Origin of the sequence: Nonomuraea spiralis (genome assembly GCF_014648435.1) — a bacterium.
In the GTDB taxonomy this organism is placed as follows: domain Bacteria; phylum Actinomycetota; class Actinomycetes; order Streptosporangiales; family Streptosporangiaceae; genus Nonomuraea; species Nonomuraea spiralis.
Map to the genome: position 1 here is coordinate 1 of NZ_BMRC01000014.1, position 24,525 is coordinate 24,525.

Annotated in this window: 20 protein-coding genes and 2 rRNA genes; 21 read left to right on the forward strand and 1 reads right to left on the reverse strand. The window is 70.5% G+C overall.

Going from position 1 to position 24,525, the window contains the following annotated elements:
* Window positions 1-96, forward strand: a 23S ribosomal RNA gene (locus tag IEZ27_RS30770); the annotation flags it as partial.
* Between the two features lie 74 nt (window positions 97-170).
* A 5S ribosomal RNA gene (rrf, locus tag IEZ27_RS30775) occupies window positions 171-287 on the forward strand.
* A gap of 129 nt (window positions 288-416) precedes the next feature.
* Here rrf and IEZ27_RS30780 read toward each other — a convergent pair.
* Window positions 417-1,250, reverse strand: coding sequence for a carbohydrate-binding protein (locus IEZ27_RS30780; RefSeq protein WP_189650464.1), 834 nt, complete (start codon window positions 1,248-1,250; stop codon window positions 417-419).
* A gap of 155 nt (window positions 1,251-1,405) precedes the next feature.
* Between IEZ27_RS30780 and IEZ27_RS30785 the strand changes: the two genes are divergently transcribed.
* The 19 genes from IEZ27_RS30785 (at window position 1,406) to IEZ27_RS30875 (ending at window position 24,525) form a co-directional block, all read left to right on the forward strand.
* Window positions 1,406-2,731: a bifunctional folylpolyglutamate synthase/dihydrofolate synthase gene (locus IEZ27_RS30785; protein WP_229824499.1), complete on the forward strand. Its 1,326-nt coding sequence runs from the start codon at window positions 1,406-1,408 to the stop codon at window positions 2,729-2,731.
* Complete coding sequence (locus IEZ27_RS30790; protein ID WP_229824500.1) at window positions 2,728-3,069, forward strand: DUF4233 domain-containing protein; 342 nt, start codon at window positions 2,728-2,730, stop codon at window positions 3,067-3,069. The genes IEZ27_RS30785 and IEZ27_RS30790 overlap by 4 nt, the downstream gene beginning before the upstream one ends.
* Before the next feature lie 11 nt (window positions 3,070-3,080).
* Entirely contained in the window at window positions 3,081-4,679 is a 1,599-nt protein-coding gene (locus IEZ27_RS30795; RefSeq protein WP_189650465.1) for a hypothetical protein, read from the forward strand.
* Between the two features lie 176 nt (window positions 4,680-4,855).
* The gene (gene ndk, locus IEZ27_RS30800; RefSeq protein WP_189650466.1) at window positions 4,856-5,266 is read left to right on the forward strand and encodes a nucleoside-diphosphate kinase; all 411 of its coding nucleotides are present in this window, start codon (window positions 4,856-4,858) and stop codon (window positions 5,264-5,266) included.
* A 273-nt stretch (window positions 5,267-5,539) separates the two neighbouring features.
* Complete coding sequence (locus IEZ27_RS30805; protein ID WP_189650467.1) at window positions 5,540-6,571, forward strand: rod shape-determining protein; 1,032 nt, start codon at window positions 5,540-5,542, stop codon at window positions 6,569-6,571.
* Window positions 6,571-7,449, forward strand: coding sequence for a rod shape-determining protein MreC (gene mreC, locus IEZ27_RS30810; protein WP_189650468.1), 879 nt, complete (start codon window positions 6,571-6,573; stop codon window positions 7,447-7,449). The genes IEZ27_RS30805 and mreC overlap by 1 nt, the downstream gene beginning before the upstream one ends.
* Before the next feature lie 164 nt (window positions 7,450-7,613).
* Window positions 7,614-8,078: a rod shape-determining protein MreD gene (gene mreD, locus IEZ27_RS30815; protein WP_125639362.1), complete on the forward strand. Its 465-nt coding sequence runs from the start codon at window positions 7,614-7,616 to the stop codon at window positions 8,076-8,078.
* Window positions 8,075-10,120 carry a penicillin-binding protein 2 gene (mrdA, locus tag IEZ27_RS30820; protein ID WP_189650469.1) on the forward strand — a complete coding sequence of 682 codons (2,046 nt, stop codon included), beginning with the start codon at window positions 8,075-8,077 and terminating at the stop codon, window positions 10,118-10,120. Before mreD ends, mrdA begins: the two co-directional genes overlap by 4 nt.
* Entirely contained in the window at window positions 10,117-11,280 is a 1,164-nt protein-coding gene (rodA, locus tag IEZ27_RS30825; protein WP_229824501.1) for a rod shape-determining protein RodA, read from the forward strand. The genes mrdA and rodA overlap by 4 nt, the downstream gene beginning before the upstream one ends.
* An 87-nt stretch (window positions 11,281-11,367) precedes the next feature.
* Complete coding sequence (locus IEZ27_RS30830; protein ID WP_189650470.1) at window positions 11,368-13,278, forward strand: TIGR03960 family B12-binding radical SAM protein; 1,911 nt, start codon at window positions 11,368-11,370, stop codon at window positions 13,276-13,278.
* Between the two features lie 137 nt (window positions 13,279-13,415).
* Entirely contained in the window at window positions 13,416-14,186 is a 771-nt protein-coding gene (locus tag IEZ27_RS30835; protein ID WP_189650471.1) for a TIGR03936 family radical SAM-associated protein, read from the forward strand.
* A 233-nt stretch (window positions 14,187-14,419) separates the two neighbouring features.
* Window positions 14,420-17,527: an Rne/Rng family ribonuclease gene (locus IEZ27_RS30840; RefSeq protein WP_229824502.1), complete on the forward strand. Its 3,108-nt coding sequence runs from the start codon at window positions 14,420-14,422 to the stop codon at window positions 17,525-17,527.
* Between the two features lie 208 nt (window positions 17,528-17,735).
* The gene (gene rplU / locus IEZ27_RS30845) at window positions 17,736-18,038 is read left to right on the forward strand and encodes a 50S ribosomal protein L21 (protein ID WP_049575732.1); all 303 of its coding nucleotides are present in this window, start codon (window positions 17,736-17,738) and stop codon (window positions 18,036-18,038) included.
* Window positions 18,039-18,053: 15 nt separating this feature from the next.
* A complete protein-coding gene (gene rpmA / locus IEZ27_RS30850) occupies window positions 18,054-18,311 on the forward strand; it encodes a 50S ribosomal protein L27 (protein ID WP_012893687.1) in 258 nt (85 codons plus the stop codon).
* Between the two features lie 133 nt (window positions 18,312-18,444).
* Complete coding sequence (obgE, locus tag IEZ27_RS30855) at window positions 18,445-19,797, forward strand: GTPase ObgE (protein WP_189650472.1); 1,353 nt, start codon at window positions 18,445-18,447, stop codon at window positions 19,795-19,797.
* Between the two features lie 59 nt (window positions 19,798-19,856).
* Window positions 19,857-20,978: a glutamate 5-kinase gene (gene proB / locus IEZ27_RS30860; RefSeq protein WP_229824503.1), complete on the forward strand. Its 1,122-nt coding sequence runs from the start codon at window positions 19,857-19,859 to the stop codon at window positions 20,976-20,978.
* A gap of 10 nt (window positions 20,979-20,988) precedes the next feature.
* Window positions 20,989-22,272 carry a glutamate-5-semialdehyde dehydrogenase gene (locus IEZ27_RS30865; protein ID WP_189650473.1) on the forward strand — a complete coding sequence of 428 codons (1,284 nt, stop codon included), beginning with the start codon at window positions 20,989-20,991 and terminating at the stop codon, window positions 22,270-22,272.
* A 50-nt stretch (window positions 22,273-22,322) separates the two neighbouring features.
* Window positions 22,323-22,499 (forward strand): hypothetical protein, encoded by a 177-nt coding sequence (locus tag IEZ27_RS30870; protein WP_185844939.1) that lies wholly within the window; start codon window positions 22,323-22,325, stop codon window positions 22,497-22,499.
* Window positions 22,500-22,590: 91 nt separating this feature from the next.
* Window positions 22,591-24,525 (forward strand): serine/threonine protein kinase, encoded by a 1,935-nt coding sequence (locus tag IEZ27_RS30875; RefSeq protein WP_189650474.1) that lies wholly within the window; start codon window positions 22,591-22,593, stop codon window positions 24,523-24,525.

The following is a 24,525-nucleotide window of genomic DNA, read 5'->3' on the forward strand; positions in this document are numbered from 1 at the left end:
TAAGGCTCCCGGTAGACGACCGGGTTGATAGGCCGGAGGTGGAAGCACAGTAATGTGTGGAGCTGACCGGTACTAATAGGCCGAGGACTTGACCTCAAAGCTTTTGCTCGCGTCCACTAGGCAATTCTGAGACAGCAAACGGCGTTGTTCGTTTGAATGTTTCATAGGGTTACGGCGGTTATGGCGGGAAGGAAACACCCGGTTACATTCCGAACCCGGAAGTTAAGCTTCTCTGCGCCGATGGTACTGCACTCGGGAGGGTGTGGGAGAGTAGGTCACCGCCGGACAATCTTTTAGAGGGGCCCCGACCGTTTGGTCGGGGCCCTTTCTGCGTTTACGGGGCGATGTGTGCGAACGCGAACAGGGCCACCCCCAGCAGCCGGGGTGGCCCTTTTGTGCGTTCGGGGACCAGTGGGTCAGACGCGCTGCCACAAGGCCGGGACGTTGGGTGGCTCCCAGCCGGCCAGTGACGTGTGCCCCTGCAGGCACCGGTACGTCGACCCGCCGTACGTCACCTGGTCACCCGCCTGGTAGGTCACCCCAACCTTCCAGGTTCCGCCGCCCGGAGGCGGGCTCGTCGTGGGCGTGGGAGTAGGCGTCTGCGTGGGCGGAACGCCCTGGACGTTGAGGACGAAGTCGAACGTCGCCTCCCTCCCCGAGCCGACGGTCCGGACGTTCATGAGAAGTCGCGGATCGTAGATGCTGTCGGTGTTGTTGCGCGGCTCGCCCGGGAAGTAGAGCTGCGTGGTGAGGATCCCGCGGCCCGGAGCCTGCGCCTTTACGTGGATGTGCCTGGTACGGCCGGGGTAGAGGCCGGGCACGATGGTGGTGAGCTTGAAGGCACCCTGGGCGTTCGTGTACTGGTGCCCCCGGAAGTTGTACGTGACGTTGTCGTAGTTGCCGTTGGTGTCCGCCTGCCAGAAGTCGAGCAGGACGTTCGCCAGCGGCTGACAGGCGAGCCCGAACACGTACCCGCTCACCGTCAGCAGGGTGCCCGAGCCGGGCAGGGTCGAGCGCTGAGGGGAGTTCGGCTTGAAGTACGGTCCCTCGGTCTGCGCGATGGTGAGGTCGTCCCCGTCGTCACAGAACGGGGTGGGCTCCAGCTGCTGGCCCGTCCCGGCCATGGTGCGGGCCAGAGCCGGCACCTCACCGATCAGGAACGGGACCGGTGTCGCTATGAGAGCCGCCTTGAACAGCGCTTTTCTGGTGATGCCGCGCTGCCTTTCCTCGCGAGTGTTCTCGCCTTCCACGATGGCCTCCTTGAAAGCGCCTGCTGGGGGGTAGAGCAGGCTGTTTTCCAAGGTGGCACCGGGCGGCAGAGGTAGGTACCCTCCAATTTTCTATACGATTCACGATATGTTTGCCCCGCGTCCAGACCGCTACGCGTGGTCAGTAGGGTTGAGGGGTGGATTATCGTGCGGTTGAACACGCGATCCTGGAGCGGGGCGTCGAGTGGGATTTCGAGCCGACGCTCGACAGGATCGCGGCCCTCATGGACTTGCTCGGCTCGCCTCAGCGGGCGTACCCGGTCATACACATCGCCGGCACCAACGGCAAGACGACCACGGCGCGGCTGACCGAGGCGCTGCTGCGGGAGCGCAACCTGAGGGTGGGGCGCTTCACCAGCCCGCACCTGGTCACGGTGCGCGAGCGCATCACCGTCGACGGCGAGCCGCTGAGCGAGGAGCGCTTCGCCGAGGTCTACGAGGAGGTCCTGCCCTACGTCGAGCTGGCCGACGCGCAGGGGCACCGGCGCATCCAGTTCTTCGAGCTGCTGACGGCCATGGCGTTCGCGGCGTTCGCGGACACGCCGGTCGACGTGGCGGTCATCGAGGCGGGCATGGGCGGGTCGTGGGACGCGACGAACGTCGCCGACGGCCTGGTGTCCGTCATCACGCCCATCTCCCTCGATCACATGGATCGTCTGGGCCCTGACATCCCGAGCATCGCCGGGGAGAAGGCCGGGATCATCAAGCCGGGCGCCACGACCGTGCTCGCCCAGCAGGAGCTGGGCGCGGCCGAGGTGCTGATGCGCCGTGCGGCCGAGGTCGGCGCGGTGGTCGCGCGTGAGGGCCTGGAGTTCGGCGTGCTCAGCCGCGAGGTGGCGATGGGCGGGCAACTGCTCACGCTGCGCGGCCTCAAGGGCGTCTACGACGAGGTCTACCTGCCCCTCTACGGCGCCTACCAGGCCGGCAACGCGGTGTGCGCGCTGGCCGCCGTCGAGGCCCTGACGGGCGGCGACGACCCGCTGGACGTCGAGCTGGTACGCCAGGCGTTCGCCCAGGCGGCCTCGCCGGGCCGGATGGAGGTCGTACGGCGTACGCCCACGGTGGTGATCGACGCCGCGCACAACCCGGGTGGGCTGGAGGCGAGCCTGGATGCGCTGCACGAGTCGTTCGACTTCGCCAAGGTGATCGGCGTGGTCGCGGTCATGCGCGACAAGGACGTCGAGACCCTGTTGGAGCTGCTCGAACCGATGATCGACGAGATCGTGGTGTCGCGTAACTCCTCGCCCAGGTCGTTGTCGGCGCAGGAGCTCGCGGAGCTGGCCGTCCCGGTGTTCGGCGAGGATCGGGTGCACGTCGTCGAGCGGCTCGACGAGGCCATCGACAGAGGCATCGGCATCGCTGACGCTGAGGGGGAGTTCAGCGGGGCCGGGGTGTACATCACCGGTTCGGTGGTGACTGCCGGAGATGCCCGGCATCTGCTCAAGGCGGATGGTGGGCGATGAACTTCGAGGTCACGCCGGGCATGCGGAGGCTCGGTGCGAGCGTGCTCGGCATGGAGGCCATCGTGGCCGGGCTCATCACGCCGGTGGCGATCACCGTGGGCGGCATCGCCCCCGTGCTCGCCGTCAGTGTGGGCATCGGGCTCGCGGTGTTGTGCGTGGTCGCCGCGGGCCTGCTCAAACGGCCCATCGGGTACGTCGCGGGCAGCGTCATCCAGGTGATGGCGATCGCCACGGGCTTCCTCGTGCCGACCATGTTCTTCCTCGGCGCGATTTTCGCCGCGCTGTGGATCACCGCGATTATCGTAGCTCGCCGTGTCGAGGGCGTGACTTCCCGCTAAAGTCGGCCTACATGGCCGTCCCCCCACTCGACCGGTCGCCGGATCCGGCTGGCCTCAGACACTCATGGCTGCTCGACGTGCTGCTCGGGCTGCTCGTTCTCGTGGCGCTGCCGCTGGCGATCGTCGCGATACCCAACACGCTGTCCGTGGTCGCCGACCTGCTGCCGGGCGAGTTCGACCAGATCGGGCTGAGTCGTACGCACGGGCTGGCGCTGCCGGCGCTGATGCTGACCGTGCCGCTCGCCGCCGTCGTGTTACGGCGGATGAAGGTGGCCCACCTCCTGGTCGCCGGGCTCGCGCTGGTGGCGGTGGCCGACGCGGCGGGCGGTTACGCGTCCTCCGAGCTGGTCGTCGGCGTCGTACGGGTGCTGCGCGGCGTCGGCGGGGGCCTGATCATCCCGGCCACGCTGGTGGCGGTCTGGGACCGGGCGCCCGTGCTGCGCGGCCTGTGGGCGGGAGTGCTCGGCGTGAGCCTCCTGGAGGCGCAGGCGTTCGCGTTGTGGCCGCTGGTCGACGTGACGAGCTGGAAGGTCACGCTGCAGCCCTACCCGATGGTGACCGGCGTCGCGCTGGCGCTGGCGGCGGCGTACCTCATGGTCTGGAGGCTCGCCGGGCGGCGGCCCGCGCCCGCTCCGGACGCAGGGGAAGGCGGCCGGCTGCTGCTCGCGGCCGTGCCGGCGGCGGGCATCGCGGTCGTGGCGGTCAGTACGGCGACCGCGGGCTGGGGGGTCGTCCCGGTGATCCTGCTGGCGGGGCTGGCGATCGCCGGGCTGCTGGTGCTCGGCTCGGTCGGGCGGGGGGAGAGCCGTACGCACGCGTACACGATGGTGGCCGTCGGGGTGGTGCTGCTGCCGAGCGCGGCGCAGGTGACGCTGGTGGAGATGGGCGGCCTCGGCGGGCCGGGGCTGCGCGGGCTCTGGGGGCCGTTCGGGGTCGCGGCGGTGTTCGCGATCGCGGCGGGCGTGGGCGTGCGGATGTTCGCCAAGGGCGTGGGGCGGGTTCTCGCGCCGCTCGGGCTGCTGGCCATGGTGGTCGGCCTGTGCTCGGTGCGGCTGGTGGTGCCGTCGGCCGACGGGCTGGTGCTCGCGGTGCCGTTCACGCTGCTCGCGGTGGGGGCGACGGTGGCGGTGACGGCGACGCTCGGCGAGGTGGGGGTCGGGGCGGCGGCGTTCGGGTTGTCGTTGTGCTTCACCGGGGTGCTCGCGGGCTACCTGCTGGGCACGGGTGTGCAGATGTGGATGCTGGGCGGGGTCAGCTCGCGGCAGGAGCTGGTCGACAGTTTCGTGGGCGCGTTGCACTGGTGGTCGCTGCTCGGCGGGTTCCTGCTGGTGGGCGTGATCGTGCTGGCGGCGGTGATGGGGCGGCGGTCGTCGCGTGAGGAGGCGTCGCCGTCCGAGGGGGAGCCGGCGGGGGTGGCGGTCGCTGTCGGGGCCGGCAGGGGGAGCGAGGCCGTGGCCGAGGAGCGGGTCAGGACGTGGGGCTCGGCCGTTCCCGAGGGGTCTCCCGCGCGCAAGGAGGAACGCGAGGAGGAGGGGCAGGACGAGCCCGGCGGGTCCGTGCCCGCCGTGCCGCCGCAGGCGCCCTCGCCGGAGGACGACGAGCCGTCCTGACGACCTCGCCTTCGCGCGTCCTTCCTGTGGCCTTTCTGTGGCGCCCAGGGTGTGGGCGCTGACGGTAAGCTGAGCGACGGCTATGGCGACGCGAGGGCCCGTGCCCAAGGGGCGTCCTCGCGGTCGGGCCAGGTGCCCGCAGTCGCGACCCGAATCTGTTCAAAGGAGAACCACACGTGTCCGAGCGCACTCTTGTCCTGATCAAGCCCGACGGGGTGAAGCGCGGCCTCATCGGTGACGTGATCGCCCGCGTGGAGCGCAAGGGCCTCAAGGTCGTGGCGATGGAACTGCGCACCCTCGACGCCGACACCGCCAAGGCGCACTACGCCGAGCACGCCGAGAGGCCGTTCTTCGGTGAGCTGGTCGAGTTCATCACCTCGGCGCCGCTCGTGGCCATGGTCCTTGAGGGCCCGCGCGCCATCGAGGCGTTCCGCGCGCTGGCCGGCGCCACCGACCCGGTGAAGTCCGCCCCCGGCACGATCCGCGGCGACCACGCCCTGGAGATCGGCGAGAACGTCGTCCACGGCTCCGACTCGCCCGAGTCCGCCGCCAGGGAGATCAAGATCTTCTTCCCTGACCGCTTCTAGCAGTCAGCTTCACCCAGCGCGCCCGCCGGCTCCACGCCGTGCGGGCGCGTTTTTTGTCGGCAGCGCCTTGTAGCGTTCCTCAAGTCTGGCAGGCGTTGACCCCAGCGATCCGCTCTTGTGGGTGCAATTCGGGCAAAATCCAGGTTGAGGTAGGGGCTGGAGATTTTTGTGGAGCGCGAGGGCTCATTGCGCCCACTGGTGGGTACGTCACGTTACGATTCGAATTCGATCCGTAGTCATTCGCGAACGACGTTACGGAGGGCTCCGTTCCCCATGGGCAGCAAGCTCGCGTTTCTCGGCCGTGACATGGCGGTCGATCTGGGCACCGCCAACACGTTGGTCTACGTGCGTGGCCGGGGCATCGTGCTCAATGAGCCGTCAGTCGTAGCGATCAACACCACCACAGGCAAGATCGTGGCGGTGGGCATCGAGGCAAAGCGAATGATCGGTCGTACGCCCGGCAACATCGTCGCGGTCCGCCCGCTCAAGGACGGCGTGATCGCCGACTTCGACGTCACCGAACGGATGTTGCGTTACTTCATCCAAAGGGTGCACAGACGCCGCCATTTCGCCAAGCCGCGCATCATCATCGCCGTGCCGAGCGGCATCACCAGCGTCGAACAGCGCGCGGTGAAGGAAGCCGGCTACCAGGCGGGCGCCAGGAAGGTCTACATCGTCGAGGAGCCGATGGCCGCCGCCATCGGGGCCGGGCTGCCGGTGCACGAGCCGACCGGCAACATGGTGGTCGACATCGGCGGCGGCACCACCGAGGTGGCCATCATCTCGATGGGCGGCGTGGTCACCAGCCAGTCGATCAGGATCGGCGGTGACGAGCTCGACCAGGCGGTCATCACGTTCGCCAAGAAGGAGTTCTCGCTGATGCTCGGCGAGCGCACCGCCGAGGAGATCAAGATGTCCATCGGGTCGGCCTGCCCCATGGCGGAGGAGTCCCACGCCGAGGTGCGCGGGCGCGACCTGATCAGCGGGCTGCCCAAGACGATCATCGTGTCGAGCGAGGAGATCCGCAAGGCCACCGAGGAGCCGGTCAACGCGATCGTCGACGCCGTGAAGACCACGCTCGACAAGTGCCCGCCCGAGCTGGCGGGCGACATCATGGACCGCGGGATCGCCCTGACCGGTGGCGGCGCCCTGCTCAAGGGTCTCGACGAGCGGGTCAAGGCGGAGACCGGCATGCCCGTCCACCTGGTGGAGAACGCCCTCGACTCGGTCGCCATCGGCTCGGGCCGGTGCGCGGAGGAGTTCGAGGCCCTGCAGCAGGTCTTGGTTCCGGAGTCGCGACACTGATGAGAGACTCGCGCCGGGCCCGGCTGATCCTGGGAGTGCTGCTGATGGCGGCGCTGGTCGTCCTGACCATCGACCATCGTGCGGGCGACAGCTCACCGCTGCGTCCGCTGCGCTCGGCGGGGTCCTGGGTCTTCGGCGCGGCCGAGCGGTTCGGCGGTGGCGTGGTGCGTCCCGTCGGCGGCTTCCTGCACGCCCTGGCCAGCGCGCCCAGCGCGCAGCGGCACATCGAGCAGCTTCAGGAGGAGAACGCGAAGCTGCGTGCCGGGTTGTCCTCCACCACGCTCGACGCCACCCGCTCGGCCGAGCTCAAGAAGCTGCTCGGGCTGACCGGCACCGGCGGCTACAAGGTGGTCCCGGCCAATGTGGTGGCCAGGCGCGGGCAGCCGGGGTTCGAGGACAGCGTGCAGATCGACGTGGGCACGGGTGACGGGGTCCGTACCGACATGACGGTGCTCAACGGTGACGGGCTGGTCGGCCGGGTCATCGACGCCTCGCCCGCCACCTCGACGGTGCTGCTGCTCAGCGATCCCGCCTCGGCGGCGGGGGCGCGGCTGGAGGGCGGCCAGGAGATCGGCGTGGTGCACGGGGTGGGGGAGAACGGGCGGCTCGTGCAGTTCAGGCTGCTCGACTCGACGGCGCCGATGGAGCGGGGCGGGCGCATCGTCAGCTTCGGGTCCAAGAACGGGCGGCCGTACGTGCCGGGGGTGCCGATCGGGGTGATCGAACGGGTCGAGTCGACGCCCGGGGAGCTGACCCGGATCGCCTACGCCAGGCCGTTCGCGGACCTGACGGCGCTCGACGTGGTCGGGGTGGTGGTCGAGGGTCCCCCACGGGATCCGCGTGACGCGGTGCTGCCGACCAAGGAGGGGGCGCGGTGATGAGTGATCCCGGCGCGGCCGCTGTGGTGGGTCCTTTCGGCGTGGCCGGTGGTGGCTTTGGGGCTGCCGGGGTGATCGGGACGGGCGTGCGGCTCGCGGTGGGGGCGAGGGCGCGGTGATCCGGGGATGAGGGGCGTGCTGTTCGCGCCGGAGGCGGGGGTGCGGTGATCGGGGCGCTGGTCGTGGTGCTGGCGTTGCTGGCACAGGTCATGCTGGTCAACCGGCTGCCGCTGCCCGCGGGGGGCGCGCCCGACCTGGTGTTGCTGGCGGTGGTGGGCGTGGCGCTGGACCGCGGGCCGGTGGCCGGGGCGATGGTGGGGTTCTTCTCGGGGCTGCTGGTCGATCTCGTGCCGCCGACGGCGCATCTGATGGGGCAGTACGCGTTCGTGCTGGCGCTCGTGGGTTACGTGGCCGGGCGGGGCGCGGGCGGGGCGGCGACGACCGTGGTGTTGTGCGTGCTGATCGCGCCCCTGGTGGCGGTGGGGGTGGCCGGGCTCATCTCCGATCCGCGGGTGTCGCTGTCGACGCTGACCCAGCAGGTGCCCGTCACCGTTCTCTACACGCTCATCGTGGCGCCGGTGGTGATCTGGCTCGCCACCCGGGGGAGACAACCGAGGTTCTCGACATGATCCGCATGCGTACGAGATTGCTGGTGCTGCACATCCTGGTGGTGGTGCTGCTCGTCGTGCTGGCCGTGCGGCTTTGGCAGGTGCAGGTCGTGCGCGGCCAGGAGTTCGTGACCAGGGCGATGGAGACCCGGACGCGCACCGTGATCGTGCCCGCGGTGCGGGGGCAGATCCTCGACTCGTCGGGGCGTCCGCTGGTGCGCAACAGGACGGCGCTGGTCGTGTCCGTGGACCGGACGAAGCTGAACAGGATGCCGGGCGGCGGGATGAGCGTCCTGCGCCGGCTCTCCGCGGTGCTCGACCGGCCGGTCAAGGACCTGCGCCAGCGCATCACGCCGTGCGGGCCGGGGGTGGGCAAGCCGTGCTGGACGGGGTCGCCGTACCAGCCGGTTCCGCTGGACGAGAAGGTGGACACGCGGGAGGCGCTCCAGATCCTGGAACGGCAGGAGGAGTTCCCCGGGGTCACCGCGGAGATCCATTCCGTACGGCAGTACCCGGGCGGCAGGGCCGGGGCGCAGATGCTGGGCTACCTGCAGCCGGTGACCGAGGCGGAGCTGGAGAAGCGCGAAGGGCTCAAGGCCAGCTTCTCGGGCGTCGACCTGGCGGGCCGCGACGGCATCGAGTACGTCTACGACGACGCGCTGCGCGGGAAGTCGGGGCTGCGCAGGGTGCAGGTCGACCGGATGGGCAAGGCCCTCGGGGTCGAGGAGCAGGTGCAGCCGGTCGCCGGGGACCATTTGGTGACCAGCATCGACTCGCGGGTGCAGGCAGTGACGGAGAAGGCGCTCGCGCACGCGATGAAGAGCGCCCCCGGGGCCGACGGCGGTGCCGCGGTGGTGCTGGACGCGCGGAGCGGGCGGGTGGTGTCGGTGGCCAGCGCGCCGGGGTACGACCCGGAGATCTGGGCCGGCGGTATCTCGGCGAAGGGCTACCAATGGCTGCTGTCGGACAAGTCGGGTAAGCCGCTGGTGTCGCGGGCGATCAACGGGCAGTTCGCGCCCGGTTCGACGTTCAAGGTGTCGTCGGTGTCGGCGATGTTGCGTGCCGGGTATCCGCTGAACGGCACGTACGACTGCCCCGGGGCGTACATGGTGGGCGACCGGTCCTTCAGCAACTTCAGGGGGATCGGCCTGGGGCAGATGAACCTGCACATGGCGCTGGTCAAGTCGTGCGACACGATCTTCTACCGGGCGGCGTACGAGCAGTATTTGAAGGACGGCGGGCGCAACCCGAAGAAGCGTACGAAGGAAGTGTTCGCCAACACCGCCAGGGCCTTCGGGTTCGGCGAGCGGACCGGGGTCGACCTGCCGGGCGAGTCCTCGGGACGCATCCCCGACCGGGCCTGGAAGAAGGACCTGTGGAACCGGACCAGCGCCACGAGCTGCGAACGGTCGCGCAAGGGCTACCCGGAGGAGAAGGACCGGGCGCGGGCCGACTTCCTCAAACTCCTGGCGCTGGAGAACTGCACCGAGGGGTTCCTGTTGCGGCCCGGTGACTCGGCCAACTTCGCCATCGGGCAGGGCGACGTGCTGGTGACGCCGATGCAGCTCGCGCGGGCGTACATGGCGCTGGTGAGCGACGGGAAGGTGCGCAGCCCGCGCATCGGGTGGGCGCAGGTGCGGCCGGACGGCAAGGTGGTCAAGACCATCGACGTGCCGGTGGTCGGCAAGCTGCCGATCAGCGAGAAGGAACGGCTCTACATCAAGAACGCGCTGAGCCAGGTGCCCTCCGACGGCACCGCGGCCGGGGCGTTCACCGGCTTCCCGATGGACAAGGTACGCATCGGCGGCAAGACCGGTACCGCGGAGGTGTGGGGCAAGAAGGACACCTCCTGGTTCGCGTCGTTCGCGCCCACCAAGAACCCGCAGTACGTGGTGGTCGTCATGGTGTCCCAGGGTGGCATGGGCGCCTCGACCGCGGCCCCGGCCGCCCGCGAGATCTACGAGGGCATCTACGGCTTCAAGGGCCCGGCCGCCGTGCCGGGCGGGAAGCTCCCGACCAAGTTGCCGAAGTTCGCGCCCGACGGGACGGTGATCCACCAGTGACCCGCACCATGGCCGCACGGCGGCCCTCGTTCATCCAGCGGGCCATCGGCGAGCACTCCGTGGTGCGGCGCATGGACGGGCTGATGCTGGTCGCGGTGGCCGGGTTGTGCCTGATCGGCACCCTGCTGGTGTGGTCCTCGACCCGGACGTGGGCGCCCGGCGCCACCGGGCTGGTGAAGAAACACCTGCTCAACGAGGTCATCGGCGTGACGCTGTGCGCGGTGGTGGCGATGGTCGACCATCGGGCGATGCGGGCGTACGCGCCGCTGGTGTTCCTGGTGTCGCTGGTGGGGCTGGCGCTGGTGATCACGCCGCTGGGGGCGACGATCAACGGGTCGCACTCGTGGATCCTGCTCGGGGGCGGGTTCGCGGTGCAGCCGTCGGAGTTCGCCAAGGTCGGGCTGCTGCTGATCATCGCGATGCTGCTGGCCCAGCCCGCCGAGGGCAGCGACCGGCCGCGCGGGCTCGACATCGCGCTGGCCCTGGTCGCGGCGGGGATCACGATGGGCCTGGTGATGTTGCAGCCCGACCTCGGCACCGCGCTCGTCCTCGCCGTGATCACGGCCGCGGGGCTGGTGATCGGGGGGGTGCGCAAGCGGTGGATCGTCGCGCTGGTGCTGGTGGCGGCGGTCGGGGTGTTCAGCGTGTTCTACTTCAACCTGCTGGAGCCGTACCAGGTGGCGCGGTTCACCGCATTTGTGGATCCGAAGGTGGATCCGCGCGGGGTGGGCTACAACAGCACGCAGTCGCTGATCGCGATCGGTTCGGGGCAGTTGCTGGGCAAGGGGCTGTTCGGCGGCGGGCAGACGACCGGCCGGTTCGTGCCCGAGCAGCACACCGACTTCATCTTCACGGTGGCGGGCGAGGAGTTCGGGTTCATCGGGTCGGTCACCGTGGTGCTGCTGCTCGGCGTGGTGCTGCTGCGCGGGCTGAAGGTCGCCAGGCACTGCGACGACCGGTTCGGCACGCTGGTCGCGGGCATGATCGTGTGCTGGTTCGCGTTCCAGACGTTCATCAACGTGGGGATGACGATCGGGATCATGCCGATCACCGGTTTGCCGCTGCCTTTCGTGTCATACGGCGGTACGGCCACGTTCGCCAACCTCATGGCGGTCGGGCTGCTGCTCGCCATCAGGGTCAGACGGCAGTCGTTCAACTGAGTTCACGGCGCGTTCGGCGGGCGCGGGCCCGGCGCGTTGGGGCCGGGCCGGATTTGTCACCGTCCGGGCGCCGCTACCCTGGACGGTATGCCTGTCGAGTCGATATTCCACCGCCTGGAAGCGCTGCTGCCCAAGGTGCAGAAGCCCATCCAGTACGTCGGGGGTGAGCTCAACTCGACCGTCAAGGACTGGGACTCCGCCGACGTACGGTGGGCGCTGATGTACCCGGACGCCTACGAGGTCGGGCTGCCCAACCAGGGCGTGGCGATCCTCTACGAGATCCTCAACGAGCTGCCCCGCACCCTGGCCGAGCGCACCTACGCGGTCTGGCCGGACCTGGAGGCGCTCATGCGGGCCGAGGGCGTGCCGCAGTTCACCGTCGACGCGCACCGGCCGGTGCGGGCCTTCGACGTGCTCGGCGTGTCGTTCTCGACCGAGCTGGGCTACACCAACATGCTGACCGCGCTCGATCTCGCGGGGATCCCGCTCAACGCCGTCGACCGGGGTGAGGACGACCCGATCGTGCTCGCCGGCGGTCACGCGGCCTTCAACCCCGAGCCGATCGCCGACTTCCTCGACGCCGCCGTGCTCGGCGACGGCGAGCAGATCGCGATCGCCATCTCCGAGGTCATCCGCGAGTGGAAGGCCGAGGGGCGTCCCGGCGGGCGCGACGAGCTGCTGATGCGGCTCGCCGAGTCCGGCGGCGTCTACGTGCCGAAGTTCTACGACGTCGACTACCACCCCGACGGCCGCATCCAGCGGGTCGCGCCCAACAGGTCCGACGTGCCCTGGCGGGTGCACAAGCACACGGTGATGGACCTCGACGAGTGGCCCTATCCGAAGAAACCGCTGGTGCCGCTGGCCGAGACGGTGCACGAGCGGTTCAGCGTGGAGATCTTCCGCGGCTGCACGCGCGGGTGCCGCTTCTGTCAGGCGGGCATGATCACCCGTCCGGTGCGGGAGCGTTCGATCACCACGATCGGCGCCATGGTCGAGAACGGCATCAACGAGTCCGGCTTCAACGAGGTCGGCCTGCTGTCGTTGTCCTCGGCCGACCACTCCGAGATCGCCGAGGTCGCCAAGGGCCTGGCCGACCGTTACGAGGGCACCAACACCTCGCTGTCCCTGCCCTCGACCAGGGTCGACGCGTTCAACATCGACCTGGCCAACGAGTTCTCCAGGAACGGCAGGCGCTCGGGTCTCACGTTCGCCCCCGAGGGCGGCTCCGAGCGCATGCGCAAGGTGATCAACAAGATGGTCACCGAGGAAGACCTCATCCGCACCGTCACCACCGCCTACTCGCAGGGGTGGCGGCAGGTGAAGCTCTACTTCATGTGCGGCCTGCCCACCGAGCAGGACGAAGACGTGCTCGGCATCGCCGACCTGGCCAAGAAGGTCATCCAGGCGGGCCGGGAGGCCACGGGCAGTCGCGACATCCGCTGCACGGTCTCCATCGGCGGGTTCGTGCCCAAGCCGCACACCCCGTTCCAGTGGGCCGGGCAGGCCGACCACGAGACCGTCGACAGACGGCTCAAGGCGCTGCGCGACTCGCTGCGCGGCGACAAGCAGTACGGCAGGGCCATCGGCTTCCGCTACCACGACGGCAAGCCGTCCATCGTGGAGGGCCTGCTCTCGCGCGGCGACCGCAGGGTCGGCGCGGTGATCAGGGCAGTCTGGGAGGACGGCGGCAGGTTCGACGGGTGGAGCGAGCACTTCTCCTACGACAGGTGGATGCGGGCCGCCGAGAAGTCGGGCGTCGACGTCGACTGGTACACCGTCCGCGAGCGGGCCGAGAACGAGGTCCTTCCGTGGGACCACCTCGACGCCGGGCTCGACCGCGAATGGCTCTGGCAGGACTGGCAGGAGGCCGTGTCCGGCAGTGAGGTCGAGGACTGCCGCTGGACCCCGTGCTACGACTGCGGGGTCTGCCCGACCATGGGCACCGAGATCCAGATCGGCCCGACAGGGCGCAAGCTCCTTCCTCTCACCGTGGTCTAGCGCGCTCAGTGGGCGAGCCGTGTCACGGCGTACACATACACGTGTCGCGGCGGCTTATCCTGGGAGAAGGAACTCTTACAAGGGAAGGACGCAAAGCTCTGAAACCTGTTCCCGACGGGCCTCCGCCCGCGCCTACGGTGCAGCGCCTGCGTGTGCGCTACGCCAAGCGCGGCCGCCTGCGCTTCACCAGTCACCGCGACATCTCGCGGGCCGTCGAAAGAGCGGTCCGCCGTGCCGGTATTCCGGTGGCCTTCAGCGCGGGCTTCTCGCCCCACCCGAAGATCTCCTATGCGGGCGCGGCGCCGACCGGCGTCGCCAGCGAAGCCGAATACCTTGAGATCGGTGTCACCAGGCTGTGTGACCCCGAGCAGGTCAAGTCCAGTCTGGACACGTCACTGCCGCCCGGTCTCGATGTGCTCGACGTCGTGCCGGCGGGCCCGGGGGGCCTTGCCGACCGTCTGGAGGTCTCCGACTGGGAGGTGCGGCTGCCCGGCGCCGATCGCGAGCTCGCCCGGGTGGCGGCGGAGAAGTTCCTCGCGTCGGCCACCGTGGAGGTCGAACGCCTCACCAAGAAGGGCCCCCGGCGCTTCGACGCGCGGGAGGCCGTCCTGAGGCTCGTGGTGTCCGAGGGAACAGACAGAACCGCAGCTCAGGTGCCCGGACAGACGTGTGTCATACTGCGCATGGTTGTTCGGCACATGACGCCTGCCGTTCGACCCGATGATGTGCTCACAGGGCTGCGCCTTGTGGCCGACTTCGCGCCGCCGGTTCCCCCCGAGGTGACCAGGCTGGCGCAGGGGCCGCTCGACGCCAGTACTGGTGCGCTTGCCGATCCGCTCGACCTTGACCGCGACACGACGCGCGGCGGCGAGGCGGGACCGGCGGGAGAGCACATCGTCGGCTACTGATGGGACGTCTGCGAGATGGACTGCCGCTACGGCTCACGCCGGGCACGCCAGTGCGGCGGCGGTCTGATGAGCGGATTTCCCATTGGGCAGGAGGTGCCCTGCGCGAGCGGGGCGCCACCGCTGACAGGACTTGGCGCCCGTGCCTCCTACCCGGAGGCGGGGGCGGACAACGAGACACGAGGGCTCCTGCGCGGCGCGGCGACGCGCCCGGGAGCTGACGGGAGAGCGCCCGCATGCTCGACAACGAGCCCAACGCCGGGGCCAATGGCCCTGACGGGGAGACAACTGAACAGTCCAAGGTGACCAGGCGCCGTTCCGCGAGCCGCCCGGCGGGTCCTCCGCCCGAGCTGCCCGAGGAGCCGGTCGTCGTCGCCCCGATCACTGTCGCGGCCGCCCAGGCCGCGCCGTCGGTTGCCGAGGTGCAGCCGGTGCAGACCAACGCCGTGCAGCGCGCGGCGGGAGAGCCGGCCCCCGACGCGGGGCGCGGCAGGAGAACCAGAGCCCGTGCCGCGGCGCCCGCCGCCGAGGCGCCGGAGAGCCCGGCCGGAGCCGCCCAGGGCGGCCCCGAGGGCGTCCAGGCGCAGCAGCCGGCCGAGGCCGTCGTGCCGGAGGGCCCGGCGCCGCAGCAGGCCGAGAGCCCTGCCGCTTCCCAGGCCGGTACGTCGGCCGAGCCCGTCGTGGAGCCGGTCGTGGAGCGGCGGGAGACCACGAGGACCAGGGCGCGTGGGCGGGGTACCGCCGCGGCCGAGCCGGTCGTCGCGCCGGTGGTGCAGAGTCCGGCCGAGCTGGAGGCGGAGACGCTGGCCGGCGCGGGTGCCGGTGAGGTCGCCAGTGTCGTCGAGGCGGCTGTGGCGGAAGCCGTGGTGGACGCCTCCGACATGCCCGAGGAGAAGCCCAAGCGGACCACGCGGACGCGGTCCACGGCGACCACGACGCGTCGCCGTACGACGAAGAAGGCCGAGCCGGAGGTCGCGGGAGCGCTCCCGGAGGAGGAGGCCGAGGCGCCGAAGCGGCGGCGTACGCGCAAGAAGGCCGAGCCCGAAGAGGTGGTCGTCGAGGCGCCGGCGGGCGCCGACGTCGAGGTCGTCGCGACGCCCTCGGACGTCGAGGTGGCCGTCACCGTGCCCGAGGCCGCAGAAGCGGGCGACGAGGACATCCTGGAGATCCTGCCGGAGGAGGAGCCGCTCGACGACGAGCCCGCCGGAGAGGACCTCGACGAGGACGCCGACCGCCCGAGCCTGCTCGCCGACCCCTTCGGTCTGGCCGCGCGCAGGCAGGACGAGCCGGGCGCCGCGTTCCAGCGTCCGGCGGCCATCTTCGCGCCGCTGTTCCAGGCCCCCGACCCCAGCCAGGGCAAGCCCGCCGTGATCCGGCGGCCCGAGCCGCAGCCGGAGCCCGAGGAGATCGAGGAGCTGGTCGACGAGAGCGTCGTCGAGGACGAGGGCGACGTCGACACCTCCGACGAGCAGGAGGAGGAGGGCGGCGGCCGTCGTCGCCGGCGCAGGCGCGGCGGCAGGGGCCGCGGCAAGGCGCGCGAGCGTGACGAGGGTGACGAGGGCGAGGAAGGCGACGAGGAGGCCGAGGAGGAGCAGGGCGAGGAGTCCCAGGAAGAGGAGGCCACCAGCTCGCGCCGGCGTCGCCGGCGTCGCCGTCGCGGTGCCGACGAGACGATGGAGCCCTCCAGCGACGACCCGCCGAACACCGTGGTGCGCATCCGCGCGCCGCGCTCCGGCCGGGCCGCCTCCCTGGAGACCGCCATCGACGGCGTGCAGAGCGTGCGCGGCTCGACCCGCCTGGAGGCCAAGAAGCAGCGCCGCCGCGAGGGGCGCGAGCTGGGGCGCAGGCGTCCGCCGATCATCACGGAGTCGGAGTTCCTGGCCCGCCGCGAGTCCGTCGACCGCATGATGGTGGCGCGCCGCCAGGGCGACCGTACGCAGATCGCGGTCCTGGAGGACGGCGTCCTCGTCGAGCACTACGTCAACCGCGAGGCCAGCCAGTCCTACGTCGGCAACGTCTACCTGGGCAAGGTCCAGAACGTGTTGCCGTCGATGGAGGCCGCGTTCGTGGACATCGGAAAGGGACGCAACGCCGTCCTGTACGCCGGTGAGGTGAACTTCGACACCGCCGGGCTGGAAGGACAGCCCAAGCGGATCGAGGCGGCGCTGAAGTCCGGCCAGTCGGTGCTGGTGCAGGTCACCAAGGACCCGATCGGCCACAAGGGCGCCCGGCTCACCTCGCAGATCAGCCTGCCCGGCCGTTACCTGGTGTACGTGCCGGACGGGTCGATGACCGGCATCAGCCGCAAGCTGCCCGACAAGGAACGCACCCGCCTCAAGAGCATCCTGAAGAAGGTCATGCCGGAGAACGCGGGCGTGATCGTCCGCACCGCGGCCGAGGGCGCCTCCGAGGACGAGCTGGCCCGCGACGTGGCCCGGCTGTCTGCGCAGTGGGAGAACATCCAGAAGAAGGCCAAGTCGGCCAGCCCGCCCGAGCTGCTGTCGGCCGAGCCCGACCTGACCATCCGGGTCGTGCGCGACGTGTTCAACGAGGACTTCACCTCGCTGGTCGTGCAGGGCGACGACGCCTGGGACACCGTCGACGATTACGTCAAGTACGTCGCGCCGCACCTGGCCGAGCGCCTGTCGCGCTGGGACACCGGGCAGGGCGACGTGTTCGAGTCGTACCGGATCGACGAGCAGCTCGGCAAGGCGCTGGAGCGCAAGGTGTGGCTGCCGAGCGGTGGCTCGCTGGTGATCGACCGTACCGAGGCGATGACCGTCGTCGACGTCAACACCGGCAAGTTCACCGGCCAGGGCGGCAACCTCGAGGAGACCGTCACCAGGAACAACCTGGAGGCGGCCGAGGAGATCGTGCGCCAGCTCAGGCTGCGGGACATCGGCGGCATCATCGTGATCGACTTCATCGACATGGTGCTGGAGTCCAACCGCGACCTGGTGCTGCGCCGGCTGCTGGAGTGCCTCGCGCGCGACAGGACCAAGCACCAGGTCGCCGAGGTGACCTCGCTGGGCCTGGTGCAGATGACCCGTAAGCGGGTCGGTCAGGGGCTGCTGGAGGCGTTCTCGACGCCGTGCGAGTGCTGCAACGGGCGTGGGCTGATCGTCTCGACCGAGCCGGTCGAGGCCAAGCCCGAGCCGCGTGGTACGCAGGGCAAGATGGCGATCGAGAAGGCGGTCTCGGACAAGGTTTCCGCGGCCAAGGACTCCGCCAGCCGTGATACCGTGACCGGTGCGCTTGATGACGTCCCGGCTGAGGACGACCAGGCCAGCCAGACTTCCGGCAGAGGGCGGCGACGCTCTCGCCGAGCCAAGTCCGCCGAGTAGCCTCGGTAGGCTTCCGACGATCCGTCCGGTTCGCCTAGGGCACCGTAAAGCGGTACCCTGGTGAATCGGTGCGTCAGGTGACGTGCCCTGTTGGCGCGCTTACTCGGTTCGTCGGTTTGAGACAGGCCGAATGACAGGCGCAACATTCGGCGGTCGCCTCGATGCGAGGCGGCTGAGGCCAACAGCGAGTCAGTAGAAGGGTTCCGCGGTGTACGCGATCGTTCGTTGCGGCGGCAGGCAGCAGAAGGTCTCCGTCGGTGACGTCCTCGAGGTGGACAAGGTCGCCGGCGAGGTCGGCTCTTCGGTTTCGCTGCCGACGGTGCTCGTCGTCAACGACGGCGATGTGACCACCGAGGCGGGCAAGTTCACGGTCAGCGCCGAGATCCTCGGTGAGACCAAGGGCCCGAAGATCCGCATTCTCAAGTACAAGAACAAGACCGGTTACAAGAAGCGCCAGGGTCACCGTCAGCGGTACACCCAGGTGAAGATCACCGGTATCGACCAGGCCTGATCGGGAGTTTGAGAGATGGCACACAAGAAGGGCGCGTCGTCCACCCGGAACGGCCGTGACTCCAATGCTCAGCGCCTGGGCGTCAAGCGCTTCGGCGGCCAGCTGGTGAACGCGGGCGAGATCATCGTTCGTCAGCGCGGCACCCACTTCCACCCCGGCGACAACGTCGGCCGCGGTGGCGATGACACGCTGTTCGCGCTGGCCGCCGGCCACGTGCAGTTCGGCGTCAAGCGCGGTCGTCGCGCCGTCAGCATCGTTCCCGTCGCGGAGTAATCAGCTTCGCTTCGGTGTTGCTTCAAGGGGTGGATCGCCTGTCGATCCACCCCTTAGGCGTTTTCCGGGGCCCTTGGGGGCGCCTGTCGTAGTTGTTGATGAATGCCCTGGTGGGCTGATGAAGGAGAGCTGGATGCCGGACTTCGTGGACCAGGTGGTCCTGCACGTCAAGGCCGGTGACGGGGGAAACGGCTGCGCCTCCATCCACCGGGAGAAGTTCAAGCCGCTCGGCGGCCCCGACGGAGGGAACGGCGGCCGCGGCGGCGACGTGATCCTTGAGGTCGATTCCAACACCGCGACGCTGCTGGACTACCACCGCCGTCCCCACCGCAAGGCCGACAACGGCAGGCAGGGGCAGGGCTCCAACCGCGACGGCGCCAACGGCGACGACGTGGTCCTGTCCGTCCCCAACGGGACCGTGGTGAAGGACGCCAACTCGGGCGACGTGCTGGTGGACCTCGTGGGGGCCGGAACCCGGTACGTGATCGCGCAGGGCGGGCACGGCGGGCTCGGCAACGCCGCACTGGCCACGTCCAGGCGCAAGGCGCCCGGGTTCGCGCTGCTCGGGGAGCCCGGCGACGGGCTCGACGTCATGCTGGAGCTCAAGAGCGTCGCCGACGTGGCGCTGGTCGGGTTCCCCAGTGCGGGCAAGTCGTCGCTGATCGCGGCGCTGAGCGCGGCCAAGCCGAAGATCGCCGACTATCCGTTCACCACGCTCATCCCCAACCTGGGGGTCGTGACCGCCGGCGACAACGTGTTCACGGTCGCCGACGTGCCCGGACTGATCCCGGGGGCCTCGCAGGGCAAGGGGCTGGGGCACGAGTTCCTGCGCCACGTCGAACGTTGCGACATGCTCGTGCACGTCATCGACTGCGCGACCATGGAGCCGGGCCGCGACCCGATCACCGACTACGAGATGATCGAGGCCGAGCTGCGGGCGTACGGGAAGCTTGAGGACCGGCCGCGGATGATCGTGCTGAACAAGGCCGACGTGCCCGACGCCCGGGAGCTCGCCGACCTGGTCCGGGCCGAGTTCGAGGAGCGGGGGCTGCAGGTCTTCGTCATCTCGGCGGCCACGCACGACGGGTTGCGGGAGCTCACGTACGCGATGGGCGACTGGGTGGCCGCGGCCAGGGCCAGCAAGCCGGTCGAGGAGCCCACGCGACTGGTGATCAGGCCCAAGCAGCTCGGCGAGGCCGGGTTCAAGGTGCGGCGGGTCAACGACGGCCTGTTCCAGGTCACCGGCGAGAAGCCGGAGCGCTGGATCCGGCAGACCGACTTCAGCAACGACGAGGCCGTCGGCTACCTGGCCGACCGGCTCGAACGGCTCGGCGTGGAGGAGGAGCTGGTCAAGGCCGGCGCCAAGGCCGGGGCCGAGGTGGTCATCGGGCCGATGGAGGGCGGATACGTCTTCGACTGGCAGCCGACGCTCAACGCCGAGTCGGTGCACCAGGGGCCGCGCGGCTCGGACAACCGCCTGAGGTAGGCCGCCCGGGGCCCTCCGCCGTCCGGAGGTGGGGGGCGGGCTCGGATAGGCTGCCAGGCGTGCGGGAACAGATCAGCTCAGCGTCGAAGGTCGTCGTCAAGGTCGGCTCCTCCTCGCTCACGACCCCCCAGGGCATGATCGACGTCGACCGGGTTGACGCCCTCGTCGACGTCCTGTCGGCGCGGCGGCGTGCCGGGACGCAGATCGTACTGGTGTCGTCGGGAGCGATCGCGGCGGGCCTCGGCCCGCTGGGGTTGTCGGCGCGACCACGCGACCTGGCCACCCAGCAGGCGGCCGCGTCCGTCGGGCAGGGTGTGCTGGTCGCGCGCTACACCTCCTCCTTCGCCCGCTACGGCCTGCGCGTCGGCCAGGTGTTGCTGACCGCCGACGACATGATGCGCCGCGCCCACCACGCCAACGCCCAGCGCACCCTGGCCCGGCTGCTTGAGCTGGGCATCGTGCCGATCGTCAACGAGAACGACACGGTGGCGACCGACGAGATCAGGTTCGGCGACAACGACCGGCTGGCGGCGCTGGTCTCCCATCTGATCCACGCCGACGCGCTGGTGTTGTTGTCCGACGTCGACGCGCTCTACGACGGCCCGCCGAGCCGGGCGGGCTCGCGCCGCCTGGCCGAGGTCCGTGGTCCGCAGGACCTGGCCGGCGTCGAGCTGGGCAGGAACGGCGCGGCGGTCGGCACCGGCGGCATGGTGACCAAGGTGCAGGCGGCCCGGATCGCCACGGGCGCGGGCGTGCCGGTCGTGCTGACCGCCGCCGCCCACGCCGCCCAGGCGCTCGCCGGGGCCGACATCGGCACCTACTTCCACCCGGGGGGCCGCCACCCCGGCACGCGGCTGTTGTGGCTCGCCCACGCCACGACCGGGCGCGGGCGGCTGCACCTGGACCAGGGCGCGGTCGAGGCGATCGTGGGCCGCCGCAAGTCGCTGCTGCCCGCCGGCGTGACGTCCGTGGAGGGCGAGTTCGCCGCGGGCGACCCGGTCGACCTGTGCGGGCCGCAGGGCGGCGTGGTGGCGCGCGGCCTGGTCAACTTCGACGCCGTCGAGATCCCCGGACTGCTCGGCCGTTCCACGAGAGAGCTGGCCAGCGCCCTCGGTCCGGAATATGAACGCGAGCTGATCCACCGCGACGACATCGTCATACTGGAAGCCCATCACCAGTGAGGAGCACGCGATGTCCGAGGAGTTCCTGAAGGTCGCCCACGCGGCACGAGAGGCCGCCGCCGAGCTGGCCCCGCTGCCGCGGGCGCCCAAGGACCGGGCGTTGCGGGCGATCGCCGACGCCCTGGTCGCGCACGCCGCCGAGCTCGTCGAGGCCAACGCCGAGGACGTCGAGCGGGCCAGGGCCCAGGGCACGTCCGAGTCGATGATCGACAGGCTGCGGCTCGACGAGGCCAGGATCGGGGCCATCGCCGAGGCCGTGCGGCAGGTGGCAGACCTGCCCGACCCGGTCGGCGAGGTCGTCCGGGGGAGCACGCTGCCCAACGGGCTGGAGCTGCGGCAGGTCAGGGTGCCGCTCGGGGTGATCGGGATCATCTACGAGGGCCGTCCCAATGTCACCGTCGATGCCGCCGCGCTCTGCCTCAAGAGCGGCAACGCGGTGTTGCTCAGGGGCTCGTCGAGTGCCTACTCCTCCAACGCGGCGCTGGTGCGCGTCATGCAGGACGCGCTGACTGCCACGCAGGTGCCCGCCGGGGCGGTGCAGCTCGTACCGGGGCAGACGCGCGAGTCGGTCAAGGAGCTGATGCGGGCGCGCGGGCTGGTCGACGTGCTGATCCCGCGCGGCGGCGCGTCGCTGATCAACTCGGTGGTGGAGGAGTCCACGGTGCCGGTGATCGAGACCGGCGTCGGCAACTGCCACGTCTACGTCGACGCGGAGGCCGATCTCGACCTGGCCGTGCAGATCCTGGTCAACTCCAAGGCGCAGCGGCCGTCGGTGTGCAACGCGGCGGAGACGTTCCTCGTCCACGCGGGGGTCGCCGACGCGTTCGTGCCGAGGGCGTTGCGGGCGCTGGCCGAGGCCGGCGTGACCGTCCACGGCGACGAGCGGATCGCCGGTTACGGCGAGGTCGTGCCGGCCACGGAGGACGACTTCCGGGCCGAGTACCTGTCGCTCGACATCGCCGCCGCCGTCGTCGGCTCGCTGGAGGAGGCGGTGGCCCACATCCGGCGGTACGGCTCGGGCCACACCGACGCGATCGTCACCCGGTCGCAGCCGGCCGCCCGCCGCTTCGTCGCGCTCGTCGACTCGGCGGCCGTGGCGGTCAACGCCTCGACCAGGTTCACCGACGGCGGCGAGTTCGGGTTCGGCGCGGAGATCGGCATCTCCACCCAGAAGCTGCACGCCCGTGGCCCGATGGGCCTGCCGGAGCTGACCTCGACCAAGTGGATCTATACGGGAGAAGGGCATCTGCGCACGTCAGAGGGCACGGTTGTGGCCGGCCCGGCTTGCGGCTAGTCGGCGTGTCGGGCTGACCGGCGGCCCGCGGCCTGGGTTGACTGGGTGTCATGGAAATTGTCGTCGCCCTTGTCTTCTCCGCCGCGGTGCTCTTCGGCGCCGACCGGCTGCTGCTCTGGCTGGAGAGCCGCGGTCACGTCAACTGGCGCAGGAAGGGTCGCAAGTCCCTGTCCGAGGAACCCACGGCCGAGCTCGACAGCATGTTGTCCGATCGTTCAAACCGATAAAGGTTCGCGAGCTCCGGCGCGCCGCGGGCGTCAACTCCTGTCCCAGCGCTAGGGTTGTGTCCCTTATGGGCGCGCCGCGCGGGGAGGGACGGTGAGCAAGCTCGGCAAGGTCGGGCCTTACAGCCTGGTCGAGCGGCTCGGCCGAGGCGGCATGGGCGAGGTCTACCTCGCGACCACCCGCCGTGGCGAGCAGGTCGCACTCAAGGTCCTCCACGACCTGACCGAGGATGAAATGTCCCGAGTCAGGCTGGAGCGCGAGGTACGGGCGCTGCGCAGGGTCGAGAGCCCCTACGTGGCCAAGGTGCTCGACGCCGACCTGAGTTGTGCCCGGCCGTACCTGGTCATGGAGCACATCGAGGGCGTCACGCTGCTGGAGCGCGTACGCCAGAGCGGGCCGCTCGACCTCGGGCAGCTCGTGCACATGGCGCAGGGCATCGCGGCGGCGCTGGCCATCATCCACGCGGCCGGGGTCGTCCACCGCGACCTGAAGCCGGGCAACATCATCATGGGTACGGAGGGCCCGGTCCTCATCGACTTCGGCATCGCGCAGGTGCTCGACGCGACCCGGCTCACCATGACCGGCACGTTCCTCGGCACGCCCGGCTACACCGCGCCGGAGATCTTCGCCGACGAGCACGTCGACTCGCCCGCCGACGTGCACGCCTGGGCGGCGACGGTGGCGTTCGCGGCGACCGGGCGGCCCACGTTCGGGCGCGGCACGGCCGAGGCGCAGATGTACGCGGTGCTCAACGGGCAGGCCGACCTCAAGGGTGTGCCGGTGGCGTTGTTGCCGCTGGTGCGCGCGGCGCTCAACAGGGAGCCGGGCAAGCGGCCCACCGCCGCGCTGCTGGCCGACCGGCTCTCCCGGCTGGCCAAGGCCACCAACGGGCCCGACGGCGAGGCGTCCCCGTCCGCCGAGGAGACCTCCCGGGGCGAGAACGCGCGGAGCCGGGCGAACGGCGCGGCGGCGGAGGTTCCCGCGCCGCGTGGCCGGGCCGGTACGGAGGGCAAGACGCCCGTGCCGCGCAGCCGTACGGGCGCGGACGGGAAGACACCCGTGCCGCGGACGCGGACCGGTACGGACGGGAAGCCGCCCGTACCGAGGAACCGGACCGAGCCGCCCGCGACGAGAAACCGGGCCGACGGCGCCGCCTCGGGCGCGCGACCCCGGCCGGGCACGGACGGCGCGACCCCCGGAGCACGGACCAGGACCGGCGCCGACGGCACCCCGTCCGGCGCCCGGACCAGGACGGGAGCCGAAGGAACACGAGCCAGGACGGGAGCGGAGGGAACGCGGGCCAGGACCGGCGCCGACGGGACGCGGGTCAGGGCCGACGGGGCGGTTCCGCCGCCGCGGAGCAGGACGAACACCGACGGCAAGGCCGCCGCGGCCCGCACCAGGTCGGGCGCCGACCCGAAGACGGGCCCGCGCGCGCGGGCGACGGCGGTCGTGCGCGGCAGGACGCAGGACGGCAGGCGGGGCAGGCTCAGGGCCGACGCGCCGACCACGCTGCCCGCGGGCAACACGGCCCTGCTGCTGCTCGCGGTGCTGGCGGTGCCCTGCGTGGTGACGTCGGTGATCTGGCCGATCGCCTCCATCGCGATCACGACGGCGTTCGTGGTGCTGACCAGGACGCTCTGGATGAGTCATTGGCTGGTCAGAAAGCGCAGCGCGCGTCGCATGCGGATCGCGCTGCGCGTGTTGCTGTTCCCGTTCGCGCTGTCCGGGGCGGCGGCGACCGCTGTGGTGTGGCCGGGGGTGCCCGTCGCGGTGGCGTCGGGCGGTGCGCTCTGGGTGACCGGCGGCGGTCAGATCGACTCCGACTGGTGGCAGCAGCCGGCGCCTGTGACGGTCGCGGGAGTGGTGTTCGGCATGTTGTGCGGTGGTATCACCGGCCGCGAGATCGAGCGGATCGGCGGCAAACTGCCGGAGTTGCGCAGGGAAGGGCTGCGCGCACTGGCCGTGCTGGGCGGGTTCGTCGCCCTGTGCGCGGCCGCCGTACGCGCGATCGCCCTTCTGCTGTAG